The sequence below is a fragment of the Dokdonella sp. genome (genome assembly GCF_035703485.1).
Lineage (GTDB): Bacteria > Pseudomonadota > Gammaproteobacteria > Xanthomonadales > Rhodanobacteraceae > Dokdonella.
In genome coordinates, this window is record NZ_DASSYD010000119.1 from 1 (window position 1) to 12,871 (window position 12,871).

Genomic DNA, 12,871 nt, shown 5'->3' on the forward strand with positions numbered 1-12,871 from the left:
AGTGGGGAGTGGGGAGTGGGGAGGCAGTTGGCGGAAGAGCGGTGAGCGGCAAAAGCAGTTCAGGAAAATCTGACAATGCCGCGAAAATCCAACAATAAGACTTGATAACATTTCGAGCGCCGCGATGCTTCTCCCGCTCACCGCTCACCGCTCACCGCTCACTGCCCCACATCCACAAATGCCGCCACCTTGTCGGCGTCAAATGGCCAGTCGAGTTCACGTTCACTACTCGCGTCACGCAGTACCGGGACGCGCTCCCCGTAGCGCGCTTCGAGAATCAGGTCATCGTCAATCCAGACGCTCTTGAAATCAGGCATTCCGGCCTGGGCCAGAATGGCGATGGCCTCGTCGCAGAGCTGGCAGTCATCGCGCTGAAAGAGGATCCATTGGCTTGCCGGAGCTTCGGTCACGGCAGGTCCACTTTCTCAAGCGGCTGATCGTGGGCAGGATGCGCGCGCCAGAGTTCAGCCATGCTTTTGCCGCTGACGGGGTGCCGTGCATTCGGCGCGATCTCGGCCAGCGGCTTGATCACGAACACCTGTTCCAGCTCATCGCGTGGAATCTGCAAATGTCCCGGTCCATCGACGAGCAGATCACCGAACAGGATGATGTCGATATCGAGCGTGCGACTCGAATAACGTTCGACATCGCGGCGTCGGCCTTGGCGATCCTCCAGCGCGTGCAGCCACTCATCCAGCGCCTGGGGTGTCCAGTCGGTATCGAGGCCGACGGCGAGGTTGATAAACGCCGGGCCATCAAATCCGACCGCCCCGGTTCGGTAGGCCGCGGAGACCAGCAGCTCACCAAACTGATCATGCAGAGCATCGATCGCGGTACGCAAATTCCGTTCGGGTTCGATGTTCGAACCCAGACTCAAGTAGACACGCATCACAGGCGCGGGCCTTCGGCTGCTGCCTCGCGTGTGCCAACCGCTTCGATCGCCTCGCGCAAATCACTGCCGGCGGGCTTCTGGTACAAGCGCAGTCCGAACTCCGGCAGGATCGCGATCATGTGATCGAAGATGTCCGAGACGATGCCTTCGTAATCGCTCCAGGCCGTGGTCTTGGTGAAGCAATACAACTCAAGCGGAATACCCTCGCCGCTTGCCGCAAGCTGACGCACGATCAGGGTCATGTCCTGATGAATGCCCGGATGTGTCTTGAGGAAACTCAGGGCATAGGCGCGCAGGGTGCCGAGGTTGGTCAGGCGGCGCTGGTTGAGCGGGAATCGGCCGGCATCACCAAGCTCGCTGTTCCAGCTCGATACCTCGCTGCTCTTGCTGTTCAGGTAGTCTCGCAGCACGGTCGATTCCGCCATCCGCGAGATGTCCTCCTCGCCGATGAAATGCACGCTGCCCGCATCAATCAACAGGGACCGCTTGATCCGGCGACCACCCGCCTCGGACATGCCACGCCAGTTCTTGAACGGATCAGCGATCAGCTTCCAGGTCGGAATCGTGGTGATGGTCTTGTCCCAGTTCTGCACCTTGACCGTATGCAGGGCAATGTCGATGACATCGCCATCGGCCGCCGCCCCCGGAACCTCGATCCAGTCGCCAACGCGAAGCATGTCGTTGGACGTCAGTTGCATGCCGGCAACCAGGCCGAGAATGGTGTCCTTGAACACCAGCAAGAGAATCGCCGACAGCGCGCCCAGCCCGGACAGCAGAATCAGCGGCGAGCGGTTTATCAGGGTGGAAATGATGACCACGGCACCGATGATGTAGACCGCGATCTTGAGGAACTGGATATAGGTCTTGATCGATCGCGTGCCGTTGCTGCCGCGTCGGTAGATTTCTTCCAGCGAATCCAGGGTCGCCCCGATGGCGAGAATCAGGAACAGGATGGTGCCGGCCAGAGCAATACTTCGAATCAGCGTATCGAGCTCATCGGGAACGCCCGCAACGAAACCGATACCGAACTGGATAACCAGGGTCGGCACCAGCCGCGAGAGGTAGCGCAAGGCGCCATGCTCGACCCAGATATCGTCCCAGGTCCATGCCGTGCGCGCGGCCATGGCGCGAAATCCACGGACCAGCAAGCGACGGGTCAGCGTTGCTGCCAGCCATGCCAGCAAGATCAGGGCGGACAAGCCGCTGATCATTTGTGCCTGGGGCTGCATCAGCCATTGCATGATTGCTTCCACGCCTTACCTCTCTTTGAATTGGACTCAATGATTCAGATTTTGACTATCGCGGCGACGCCAAGCCGTGTCTACAATGCCGGCCCGGTTCGAAAGCAGCTGCAACCATGACCTATTGTGTGGGTATTCACGTCAACGGCGGCCTCGTGCTCGCCTCCGACACGCGCACCAGCTCCTCATTCGACGATGTGCGTGTACACGGCAAGATGCACGTTTTCGAGAAACCCGGCGAATGCGTCTTTGTGCTGATGTCGGCCGGCAACCTTGCCACGACCCAGGCCGTCATCGCCACCCTGCGTCGAGATATCGAAAATCCCGACGCCGCTTTCAGCCTGTTTTCGGCCAAGCGTCTTTATGAGGTCGCCGACTATATCGGCAAGGTCCTGGTCGCCAACCAGGCGCAGGCCGCTGAAAACGCTCAGCAAAACAGTGTCAGTGTCGAAGCAACCCTGATTCTCGGCGGTCAGATTGCCGGTGGCGAAGCGGCCGTGCGCCTGATCTACCCACTCGGCAACTGGATCAGCACCTCGCCGGAAACGCCTTACGTGCAGATTGGCGAGACCAAGTACGGCAAACCCATTCTCGAACGCATCATCGATCGCGAAACCACGCTCGAGAATGCAGCGCGATGCGCCCTGGTTTCGTTCGACTCGACGATCCGCTCAAATGTTTCAGTCGGGTTGCCGGTCGATCTCGCCTTCATCCGTGATGGCGAACTGCGCGTGGATCGTCAGGTGCGCATTGACGAAGACACTGAATTCTATACAGAGATCCGCCAGGCCTGGGCACAGAAGCTCACCGAGGCGGTGTACACGCTGCCACCGTTTCCATGGGAAACAACGACGTGAAACGCTTGACGGCCCTGTAGAAACCGAAGAAGGAATTCGGCGTTTGATTCATCCGACTGCACAATAATTTCCAATCAAGGCACATGCATCCCAGCAAGGTCGTCATCCTGCCCGTGAGCTCGTCACTCCAGCGCTGACTGGGGTCCAGTTCTTGCGTTTGCTGTAGCCCTGGCAAATTCCGTTCGTTGTTCCTCGGCAACTACCGCTCGCGCTCGATCTGCACGCCAACCGATTTCGAGCCGGTGACCGCACCCGGCTTGGCCAGGCGCAGGCGCACGTGGCCAACATCAAACTCATCGAGGATGATCGCCGCGCAGCGTTCGGCCAGGGTTTCGACGAGCTGGAATTCCGCGGCTTCGACGAAGGCGATCAGACGCTTGGACACGGCCTTGTAGTTCAGCGTGTCTTCGATGTCATCGCTCGCCGCCGGTTTGGTGTTGTCAAAGCGCATCTCGATATCCAGTGCGACCACCTGGCGGATTCGCCGCTCCCAGTCATAGATGCCGATGACGGTTTCGATGCGCAGGTCTTCGATGAAAACGATATCCATGGATTCAACTCGGATGTTGGTTGATTGGGTGTGATCGGATCAGGCCAGTGGCGACAGGGACTCAAGATCCCAGCGCGGGAACACCTTGATCTGCGCATCGTTGAATTGGCCCGCGTGCAGGCGGATTGAACCGGCCAGGGCAATCATCGCACCGTTGTCGGTGCAGAATTCGAGGCGCGGGAAGTAGGTCTTGAAGCCATCGGCAGCCGCCGCATCGACGAGTTGCGCACGCAGGCGACGGTTGGCACCGACGCCGCCGGCAATGACCAGACGTCTGGCGCCGGTCGCCTGCATCGCGCGCCGGCACTTGATAACCAGGGTTTCGACGATGGCTTCCTCGAAATCACGGGCAATCGAGGCGCGGACCGAATCGCTCTGGTCGCTGCGTTGCCAGGCCAGCAAAACCTGGGTCTTGAGGCCCGAGAAGCTGAAATCGAGACCCGGACGGTCGGTCATCGGCCGGGTGAAGCGAAATTGGCCAGGCTCAGCCGTTGCGGCCAGTCTGGCCAGGGTCGGACCGCCGGGATAAGGCAATCCCATCATCTTGGCGGTTTTGTCGAAAGCCTCTCCGGCCGCGTCATCCAGCGTATCGCCGAGCAATCGGTAGCGGCCAATGGCCGCAACTTCGATCAGCATCGAATGGCCGCCGGAGACCAGCAGAGCCACGAAAGGCGGCTCGGGTGGCTCCTCTTCGAGCATCGGCGCAAGCAAATGCCCTTCCATGTGGTGCACGCCGATAGCCGGAATCTCCAGCGCCCAGGCCATCGAACGGGCCGCCGAGGCGCCCACGAGCAAGGCTCCGACCAGGCCAGGCCCGGCCGTATAGGCCACGCCACCGAGGTCGGCGATACGGATCCCGGCCTCGGCCAGGGTTTGCCGGATCAGCGGCAGCAGCTTGCGTACGTGGTCGCGCGAGGCCAGTTCCGGCACGACGCCACCATATTCGGCATGCAACTGGACCTGGCTGTATAGCGCATGCGCGAGCAGGCCGCGCTCGCGGTCGTACACGGCGACACCGGTTTCGTCGCAGGAAGATTCGATGCCAAGCACCGGAACAGGTTTTGCATTGCTCGTTTGCATGAAATAGAATGCGCGGCTCGCCCGAGAGCCCGGGTGTCGAGTTTAACAGCGGAGAGACTATGCCAAGCGTCAAAGTTCGCGAGAACGAACCCTTTGAATTTGCCCTGCGCCGTTTCAAGCGCACCTGTGAGAAAGCCGGCGTGCTGGCTGAAGTGCGCAAGCGCGAGTTTTACGAGAAGCCGACCCAGGAACGCAAGCGCAAGCGCGCGGCTGCGGTCAAGCGTCATCTGCGCCGCGTCGGTCGCGACGTAACCAAGCGTCAGCGCATGTATTGATCAGGCGCTTGCGTGATCGCTTCGGTGATTCGCGTGACCGATTGATCGTGGGATCGGCTTCAGGCTGATTCCGCAACATCCGGGCTGAAACTTTCGGCCGGCACTGCCCACGCAGCGCCGGCCGTTTGTGTTTGTGCCAACTGAGGCCTGGACGATGAATCTCGCTCGGTTCGATTCGAGGCCAGATCAACCCATTGCTTCTCTCCCGCTTTTCAGCACTTGTCACGCAGCAGCCGCGACAGCCGAAAAAAACCAAACGAGGTGCACGATGTCACTCAAGGCCCGCATTACCGAAGACATGAAGACCGCCATGCGCGCGGGTGAGAAGGATCGTCTTCTCGTCATCCGTTTGATCCTGGCGGCAATCAAGCAGCGCGAAGTCGACGAGCGCATCGAGCTTGATGATGCGCAATTGCTCGCCATCCTCGAAAAGATGGTCAAGCAGCGCCGCGACTCGATCGAGCAGTACTCCGCAGCCAATCGCGAAGACCTGGCCGCTGTCGAGCGTGCCGAAGTCGAAGTCATCCAGAGCTATCTGCCCGCTCCGCTTTCGAGCGAAGAACTCGATGCGATCGTGGCCAGGGCCATCGCCGATTCCGGCGCAACCAGCGCACGCGAGATGGGCAAGATCATCGGTCTGGTCAAGCCGCAAGTCGTCGGCCGCGCCGATATGGGCCAGATATCCGAGCTGATCAAGGCCAGGCTTGCGTAGCAAGCCGGGATTCGAGAGTCGGGATCAGGGATTCGGGCTGTGATGCACGCTCCGGCGAATCCCGAATCCCGAATCCCCAATCCCGGCCCTTAAACTACGCCCATGGCTGGCCGCATTCCCGAACGCTTCATCGACGACCTCCTGACCCGCATCGATATTGTTGATGTGATTCAGGAGCGGGTGACCTTGAAAAAGGCCGGGCGCGACTGGTCGGCGCGTTGTCCGTTCCATGATGAGCGCTCGCCCTCGTTCACGGTCAGTCCGGCCAAACAGTTCTATCACTGCTTCGGCTGCGGCGCGCACGGCAGCGCGATCCGCTTCCTGATGGATTACGACCGTCTTGAGTTTCTCGATGCGATCGAGGAACTGGCCGCGCGGGCCGGGCTCAAGGTTGAATACGAGGGCGGTCAGCGTGAGGCGCCGCGCGAAGATGTCTCTGATCTCTACACGCTGCTCGATGCGGCGGCGAAGTTTTATCGCGAACAACTCGCGAAGAATCCGGCAGCGCGCGCGTATTTCGAGCAGCGCGGGCTCAATCAGGAAACCCTCAAGCGCTTCAACCTCGGCTACGCGCCGAATCAGTGGGACGGACTGAAGAACACACTCGGCACCAATTCGCAGCGCCTCGCCCTGCTCGACAAGGCCGGCATGCTCGCCAGCGGTGATCGCGGCAACAAGTATGATCGTTTCCGTGATCGGGTGATGTTCCCGATACTTGACCGACGCGGGCGGACGATTGCGTTTGGTGGTCGGGTATTCGAGAAGTGTGGCGATGGGTCGCCGCTTCTTGATTCTCGCGCACAGGAGGTGCGCACAGGTGCCAATGCAGATCAAAGCGAGGAACCTGAGCGCAAGGGCGCTGGCGGTCCGAAATACCTCAATTCCCCCGAGACACCGCTGTTCCACAAGGGCCGTGAACTGTTCGGCCTGTGGCAGGTGCGTGACGCCAATCAGAAAATCGCACGTCTGCTCGTAGTCGAGGGCTACATGGATGTGATCGCCCTGCATCAGTACGGCATCACCCAGGCCGTGGCCACGCTCGGCACCGCGACGACCAGTGACCATGCGGAAATCCTGTTCCGCAATTCGGCCGACGTGTACTTTTGTTTCGATGGCGATCGCGCCGGTCGCCAGGCCGCCTGGCGCGCGGTCGAATCGGTTTTGCCGCGCATGCGCGACGGTCGCCAGGCCTGGTTCCTGTTTGTGCCCGACGGCGAGGATCCCGATTCGCTGATCCGCGCCGAAGGCCTCGATGGCTTTGAGCAACGCCTCAAGCAGGCGACCCCGCTCAGTGAATTCTTCTTTGCCGAAACCGGCAAGGACGTGAACCTGAGCAGCCTCGACGGCAAGGCACGCCTGGCCGAGCGCGCGCGGCCACTGATCGGGCAAATTCCGGATGGGGCGTTCCGTGATCTCATGTACGCCGAACTGGAACGGCTCAGCGGCGCCAAAACAGTGTCGGGTTCATCTGCGCCACGATCGGCCGGCCGCACCCGCTCGCCCGCGCAACGTTCACTGGTGCGCACTGCAATCGCCCTGCTTGTGCACAACCCGGCGCTTGCGGCGGAGATTGAGCCACCTTGGACTTTTTCCGAATTGCGCCAGCCCGGTATTCCGCTGCTGATCGAGTTGATTGGTCTCGGCCGCGATCGCCCATCGCTGACCACCGGAGCCCTGCTCGAACAATTTGCCGAGCGCGAGGAAGCGGTCGCACTGAACAAGCTGGCAACGATGGACCTGCTCATCGATCCGGGCCAGGCGCGCGCCGATTTTCTCGGTGCGATTTCCCAATTGGACGTCCAGACGTCCCAACAGCGACTCGATGATCTGATCGCTCGCCAGGTCAATGGCGGCTTGTCCGAGCTGGAGCGTGAGGAATTGCGCCATTTGATGGCGAACAAGCCCGCGCATCGAAAGAAGCAGTAAGTTTCTCCTGCAACCGTAACTTGACAAGCACGCACGTGATCAGATCAACTTGCTGCATGTGCACAATCATTATTACGACGACCATGACTACGCCCCCTCGGGCGCGGTTCGTCGTGTGCAGATAAGGTTTCTCGCAACGACCCCGCAGCTCGAAGAGGCTGCGGGATGCTCGATCCCCACCCTTGACGAATGCAGGGCCACCCACTGGAGGCTCGATGAGTCCGTTTGCCAAATTGTCAGCCACGCTTGCTGCCACGCGTCACAACATTGCCGATAGTTCCGACAGCACGGCGCATCCACTGGCGGCGCACAAGTTCGGCGGCTCGTCATTGGCCGATGCCGACTGCTTTCGTCGCGTCGCCTCGATCCTGCTTGAGCGCAACGATGCAACGCAGGTCACCGTGGTCTCGGCCATGCAGGGCGTCACCAATACGCTGATTGCACTCGCCCAAACGGCGGCAGCCAAGGACCCTGCCTGGCAAACCCAATGGAGCGCACTGCGCGATCGTCACCTGCAGACCGCGCGCGAACTGCTCGATGAAAATTCCGGAGCGCTGAGTGTCTGGCTTGAGGCCAGGCTTGCGGATCTTGCCGACAAGCTCAAGGCGCTGGCGGTACTCGGCATCCCCGCGCGCGAGGCGCTTGAAACGATCCAGGGACTCGGAGAGGTCTGGTCCGCCCATCTTTTGCGTGCCCATATCCAGGCTCTCGGCCATGAATGCGCCCTGCTCGATGCGCGCGAAGTGCTGGTCGTCAATCACGCCGAGCTCGGCGTTGCCGTGGATTGGTCGGCCAGTGCGGCCCGCCTCGCCGACTGGCGCGCAAACCATCCGCAGCGTCGCGTCATCATCACCGGCTTCGTCGCCCGCGACGGCGATGGCCAACCGACTACGCTCGGTCGCAACGGCAGTGATTTCTCTGCAGCCATCTTCGCCGCCCTGTTCAATGCCGACGAGTTGCATATCTGGACCGATGTCGATGGCGTACTTTCCGCGGATCCGAGACTGGTTCCGGAGGCATTCTCGCTCGGTGCGCTGTCCTACCAGGAAGCCTGTGAACTGGCCTATTTCGGGGCCAAGGTGATCCATCCACAGACGATGTTGCCGGCCATGGCGCTCGGTCTGCCGATTCACATTCGCAACACTTTCAAGTCTTCGCACCCCGGCACCTGTATCGCTTCCCGTGGCGAGTCCATCGAGGGGCCGGTGCGCGGACTTTCGCTGGCCGACCAACTGGCCATCGTCAATGTCGAAGGTGCCGGCATGATCGGTGTGCCCGGTACCGCCGAGCGCGTATTCGCCGCATTGCGCGATGCCAGGGTGTCAGTGGTGATGATTTCCCAGGGATCATCGGAACATTCCATCTGCCTCGTGGTTCGTGGCGCGGATTGCACGCGTGCGGAAGTCGCCCTCAAGACGGTGTTCGGGCGCGAACTTGGCGAGGGCCAACTCCAGGCCATCACGGTGACCCGCGACATCAGCGTGCTCGCCGCCGTCGGTGATGGCATGACCGGCACGCCCGGCGTGGCCGCACGCCTGTTTGCCACACTCGGTCGGGCCCAGGTCAACATCCGCGCTATTGCCCAGGGCGCCTCGGAGCGCAATATTTCGGTCGCTCTGGCCAGCGCCGATGCCGCTCGCGCCTTGCGCGCGGCACATGCCGGGTTCTGGCTCTCGCCGCAGACACTCTCGGTCGGCGTGATCGGCCCCGGCAATGTCGGTCGCGCCCTGCTCGACCAGCTGCGCGAAGCGATTCCGCGCTTGCGCCGCGAGGCCAATCTGGATCTGCGCGTGCGCGCCATCACTTCGAGCAGAAAATTGCTGATCAGCGAACGTGGTGACCTGCCTGCCGACTGGTCGGCACAACTCGCCTCCAGCGAATTGGCCGCCGATTTCGAACGCTTCACCGATCACGTACAGGCCGCACATTTGCCGCATGCCGTGGTCATCGATTGCAGCGCCAGCGATGAAGTCGCCTCGCACTATCCGGCCTGGCTCGGCGCTGGCATCCATGTCATCACACCGAACAAACAAGCTGGCTCCGGTTCGCTTGCGCGCTGGCAGGCGATTCGCGAGGCGCGCGCGGGAGGCGGTGGGCGCTGGCGCTACGAGGCCACGGTCGGTGCCGGCCTGCCGGTGATCTCGACCCTGCGCGATCTGATCGACACTGGTGACAAGCTGATCGCCATCGAGGGGATCCTGTCGGGCACGTTGGGCTGGCTGTTCAACCGCTTCGATGGCAGCCTGCCATTCTCGGCTCTGGTTCGCGAGGCGCTCGCACTCGGCTATACCGAGCCTGATCCACGTGATGATCTGTCCGGCCTCGATGTTGCAAGAAAGCTCGTGATCCTCGCCCGTGAGGCCGGTCAATCGCTCGCGCTGGATGATGTCGATGTGCAGGGACTGGTGCCCGCCGAATTGCTCGATCTCGACAAGGACCAGGCGCTGGCCGCGCTCGATACGCTGGATGCGGCAATGGCAGCGAAGCTTGAAGCCGCACAAGCGAAAGCCTGCGTGCTGCGCTATGTCGCGCGCCTCGATCACGAAGGCAGGGCCAGTGTCGGCCTGGTCGAACTGCCGGTCGCCCACGCTTTTGCCAATCTGCGCCTGACCGACAATAGCGTCCAGTTCACGACGGAACGTTATGCCGACAACCCGCTGATCGTGCAGGGACCGGGTGCCGGCCGCGAGGTGACCGCTGCCGGCATCTTTGCCGATTTGCTGCGCCTTGGCTCGGCGCTCGGAGCGCGCTTGTGAATTCCATAACCGCCTTCGCCCCGGCCAGCATCGGCAACGTCGCGGTTGGTTTCGACATTCTTGGCCAGAGCATCGACGGCATCGGTGATCGAGCAAGCGTTCAGCGCATCGACGCGCCGCTGGTGCGCATCGATGCAATCCGTGGCTGTGTGCGCAACCTGCCACTGGATCCCATGCAGAACACGGCCGGGCGTGCCCTGGTCGCGATGCGCGAGGCACTCGAACTTCCATTCGGTTTCAGCATCGAGCTCGACAAGGGCATCGCGCTCGGTTCCGGCATGGGCGGATCGGCGGCGTCGTGTGTGGCAGCGCTGGTCGCGGCGAATGCCTTGCTGGATGAACCTCTGACGCATGAAGCCCTGTATGAATTCGCTCTCGAAGGCGAAGCGGTTTCGAGTGGCAGTCGGCATGGCGACAATGTCGGCCCGATGCTGCTCGGCGGCCTCGTGCTGGCAGCAAATGGACGCTTGCTGCGTATTGAAGTACCGGATGCCTGGCACAGCGTGGTTGTGCATCCCGAAGTCGTACTCGAAACCCGGCGTGCGCGCGAAGCCTTGCAGGGTGCGTATGCGCTGACCGAATTCGTCGAACAGAGTGCCAATCTCGCCCTCGTCCTCAGCGGCTGTCATCGTGGTGATGCCGAGCTGGTTCGCGCCGGATTGGCCGATGTGCTGATCGAACCACGACGTGCGCCGCTGATCCGCGGCTTCCATGCGGTCAAGCAGGCCGCGCTCGAACTGGATGCGATGGGTGCTTCGATCTCCGGCGCAGGGCCCAGCGTGTTTGCCTGGTTCGAGACCCGCGCCGGAGCCGAACGTGGTGCCGTGGCGATGCGTGCGGCGTTCGAGCAGACTGGCTTTTCCAGCAGCGCCTACCTCTCTCCGATCAACGGCCCGGCGGCCACGGTGCAGGCATGAAATTCATCAGCACGCGTGACCCCAGCATCAGGGTCGACTTGAGCAGCGCGCTGCTCGCGGGATTGGCCGCCGATGGCGGATTGTATATGCCGCAACAGTTGCCACGGTTTTCACCGGGGGATTTCGACCATCAGGAATCAATAGCGGAAATCGCCACGCAACTTCTGCAACCCTTTTTTGCCGATGATCCACTTGCCGACGAACTCGCTGCGATCTGCAACGAAGCGTTTGACTTCCCGGCACCGCTGAAAGCTCTTGCCTTGGATCAGACCTGCGTGCTCGAGCTGTTCCACGGCCCGACTGCGGCGTTCAAGGATTTCGGTGCGCGTTTTCTTGCCGCGTGCATGAAGCGTCTGCGCAAATCCGATCAACCGGTATTGACCATTCTTGTTGCGACCTCGGGCGATACCGGTGCCGCCGTCGCCGCCGCATTTCATGGCCTGGCCAACCTGCGCGTGGTGGTGCTCTACCCGGATGGCCGTGTGTCGCCGCGCCAGGCGCATCAGCTCGGCTGCTTCGGCGACAACGTGACCGCCTTGCGTGTGGCTGGATCGTTCGATGATTGCCAGCGCCTGGTCAAGCAGGCGCTGTCCGATCCCGAGTTGCAGGCGCAAGTTCCATTGAGCTCGGCCAACAGCATCAGCCTCGGCCGGCTGTTGCCGCAGATGTCCTACTACGCGCATGCGGCGCTGGCGCACTGGCGGCAAACCGGCACCTCGCTCAACTTCGTCATCCCGACCGGCAATCTCGGCAATGCCATGGCCGCGATCCTTGCGCGAGCTTGTGGTCTGCCGATCGCTGACATCGCCCTCGCCACGAATGCCAATCGTGTGCTGCCCGAATTCTTTGCCGGCAACAGTTACGCGCCACAGCAGAGCGTGGCGACCCTGGCCAATGCCATGGATGTCGGCGCTCCGAGCAATTTCGAACGCTTGCGCCATCTCTATGCGGATGCCGACGAGCTGCGCGCAACGTTCAAGGTGCTTGCCGTGGATGACCCGGCCATCCGTGCAACCATCAAGGCCGCAACGCAGAGATATGGCGAAGTCTTTTGCCCGCATACGGCGTGTGCCGCGCGCGTCCTTGAACAACTTCGCGAACAGGGCTGCCAGGGTCACTGGGCAATGGTTGCCACCGCCCACCCGGCCAAGTTCGAGCAGATTGTCGAACCTCTGGTCGGCCACGCGCTGGTTCCGCCCGACGCTCTCGCCGAACTGCTCGCGCGTCCGGCATCGGCCGAGCCTGTGCGGCCCAGTTACGAGGCCTTGCGCCAGACTCTCACAAGCCGGAAATTGCCGTAAAATTCGCCTTGCAACGTGGAAACCGGGATTGACCGGGCCACTCGAAGACCTTGGCGTGGCTGAATCGCCATCTAGTCCGAATTCACCAGGAATCGCAAAACCATTCGCAAATCATTGTTATAAAAGCGTTTTTTTGAATGGCGGCTGCGCTTTGCGCACAAACCTCATGGCATTGCAAGATTGTCGCGCAAAATTTTTATCCTGCCCAGTCGCTTTGCAGAACAATCATCTGTACAGTACGCGAACTGTGTTTGCCAGGGTCACTGTGAATCGTGGCCCGATGTGGTCGAATTTCACGATTCCATCGTTCCGATTGCGCGCTCCTTAGCAACCTCAGTCTCGCCCCCAGGGAGTTCCCGGGGAC

At 61.5% G+C, this 12,871-nt stretch carries 12 protein-coding genes; 7 read left to right on the plus strand and 5 right to left on the minus strand.

The features are described 5' to 3' along the window. Positions 1 to 158 precede the first annotated feature (158 nt). From VFN25_RS09060 to VFN25_RS09070, 3 genes are read right to left on the minus strand one after another with little or no spacing between them, the layout of a single operon-like run. Entirely contained in the window at positions 159 to 410 is a 252-nt protein-coding gene (locus VFN25_RS09060) for a glutaredoxin family protein (RefSeq protein ID WP_325141042.1), read from the minus strand. Further along, positions 407 to 889 carry a 2-amino-4-hydroxy-6-hydroxymethyldihydropteridine diphosphokinase gene (gene folK, locus VFN25_RS09065; protein WP_414648917.1) on the minus strand — a complete coding sequence of 161 codons (483 nt, stop codon included), beginning with the start codon at positions 887 to 889 and terminating at the stop codon, positions 407 to 409. The genes VFN25_RS09060 and folK overlap by 4 nt, the downstream gene beginning before the upstream one ends. After that, a complete protein-coding gene (locus VFN25_RS09070; protein ID WP_325141046.1) occupies positions 889 to 2,133 on the minus strand; it encodes a mechanosensitive ion channel family protein in 1,245 nt (414 codons plus the stop codon). The genes folK and VFN25_RS09070 overlap by 1 nt, the downstream gene beginning before the upstream one ends. Before the next feature lie 116 nt (positions 2,134 to 2,249). On the opposite strand from VFN25_RS09070, the gene VFN25_RS09075 reads away from it, so the two are divergent. Next, positions 2,250 to 2,990, plus strand: a complete 741-nt coding sequence (locus VFN25_RS09075) for a 20S proteasome subunit A/B (RefSeq protein WP_325141048.1) — start codon at positions 2,250 to 2,252, stop codon at positions 2,988 to 2,990. Between the two features lie 199 nt (positions 2,991 to 3,189). Here VFN25_RS09075 and folB read toward each other — a convergent pair whose 3' ends face one another. Further along, positions 3,190 to 3,540 (minus strand): dihydroneopterin aldolase, encoded by a 351-nt coding sequence (folB, locus tag VFN25_RS09080; protein ID WP_325141051.1) that lies wholly within the window; start codon positions 3,538 to 3,540, stop codon positions 3,190 to 3,192. Between the two features lie 39 nt (positions 3,541 to 3,579). Next, complete coding sequence (gene tsaD, locus VFN25_RS09085; protein WP_325141053.1) at positions 3,580 to 4,620, minus strand: tRNA (adenosine(37)-N6)-threonylcarbamoyltransferase complex transferase subunit TsaD; 1,041 nt, start codon at positions 4,618 to 4,620, stop codon at positions 3,580 to 3,582. Positions 4,621 to 4,679: 59 nt separating this feature from the next. Between tsaD and rpsU the strand changes: the two genes are divergently transcribed. The 6 genes from rpsU to thrC all read left to right on the plus strand — a co-directional run bounded on the left by rpsU (position 4,680) and on the right by thrC (position 12,507). Further along, complete coding sequence (gene rpsU, locus VFN25_RS09090; protein WP_291142071.1) at positions 4,680 to 4,895, plus strand: 30S ribosomal protein S21; 216 nt, start codon at positions 4,680 to 4,682, stop codon at positions 4,893 to 4,895. A 268-nt stretch (positions 4,896 to 5,163) separates the two neighbouring features. Beyond that, complete coding sequence (locus VFN25_RS09095; RefSeq protein WP_325141062.1) at positions 5,164 to 5,607, plus strand: GatB/YqeY domain-containing protein; 444 nt, start codon at positions 5,164 to 5,166, stop codon at positions 5,605 to 5,607. A gap of 102 nt (positions 5,608 to 5,709) precedes the next feature. Continuing rightward, a complete protein-coding gene (locus VFN25_RS09100; protein WP_325141064.1) occupies positions 5,710 to 7,533 on the plus strand; it encodes a DNA primase in 1,824 nt (607 codons plus the stop codon). A gap of 215 nt (positions 7,534 to 7,748) precedes the next feature. After that, positions 7,749 to 10,289: a bifunctional aspartate kinase/homoserine dehydrogenase I gene (gene thrA / locus VFN25_RS09105; RefSeq protein ID WP_325141065.1), complete on the plus strand. Its 2,541-nt coding sequence runs from the start codon at positions 7,749 to 7,751 to the stop codon at positions 10,287 to 10,289. After that, positions 10,286 to 11,206: a homoserine kinase gene (locus VFN25_RS09110; RefSeq protein WP_325141067.1), complete on the plus strand. Its 921-nt coding sequence runs from the start codon at positions 10,286 to 10,288 to the stop codon at positions 11,204 to 11,206. Before thrA ends, VFN25_RS09110 begins: the two co-directional genes overlap by 4 nt. Continuing rightward, a complete protein-coding gene (gene thrC, locus VFN25_RS09115) occupies positions 11,203 to 12,507 on the plus strand; it encodes a threonine synthase (protein WP_325141070.1) in 1,305 nt (434 codons plus the stop codon). The genes VFN25_RS09110 and thrC overlap by 4 nt, the downstream gene beginning before the upstream one ends. Positions 12,508 to 12,871 lie beyond the last annotated feature (364 nt).

Coding starts and splice junctions, on each gene's coding strand:
- folK (WP_414648917.1), bottom strand. CDS start 889: ATGCGTGTCTACTTGAGTCTGGGTTCGAACATCGAACCCGAACGGAAT.
- VFN25_RS09070 (WP_325141046.1), bottom strand. CDS start 2,133: ATGCAATGGCTGATGCAGCCCCAGGCACAAATGATCAGCGGCTTGTCC.
- VFN25_RS09075 (WP_325141048.1), top strand. CDS start 2,250: ATGACCTATTGTGTGGGTATTCACGTCAACGGCGGCCTCGTGCTCGCC.
- folB (WP_325141051.1), bottom strand. CDS start 3,540: ATGGATATCGTTTTCATCGAAGACCTGCGCATCGAAACCGTCATCGGC.
- tsaD (WP_325141053.1), bottom strand. CDS start 4,620: ATGCAAACGAGCAATGCAAAACCTGTTCCGGTGCTTGGCATCGAATCT.
- rpsU (WP_291142071.1), top strand. CDS start 4,680: ATGCCAAGCGTCAAAGTTCGCGAGAACGAACCCTTTGAATTTGCCCTG.
- VFN25_RS09095 (WP_325141062.1), top strand. CDS start 5,164: ATGTCACTCAAGGCCCGCATTACCGAAGACATGAAGACCGCCATGCGC.
- VFN25_RS09100 (WP_325141064.1), top strand. CDS start 5,710: ATGGCTGGCCGCATTCCCGAACGCTTCATCGACGACCTCCTGACCCGC.
- thrA (WP_325141065.1), top strand. CDS start 7,749: ATGAGTCCGTTTGCCAAATTGTCAGCCACGCTTGCTGCCACGCGTCAC.
- thrC (WP_325141070.1), top strand. CDS start 11,203: ATGAAATTCATCAGCACGCGTGACCCCAGCATCAGGGTCGACTTGAGC.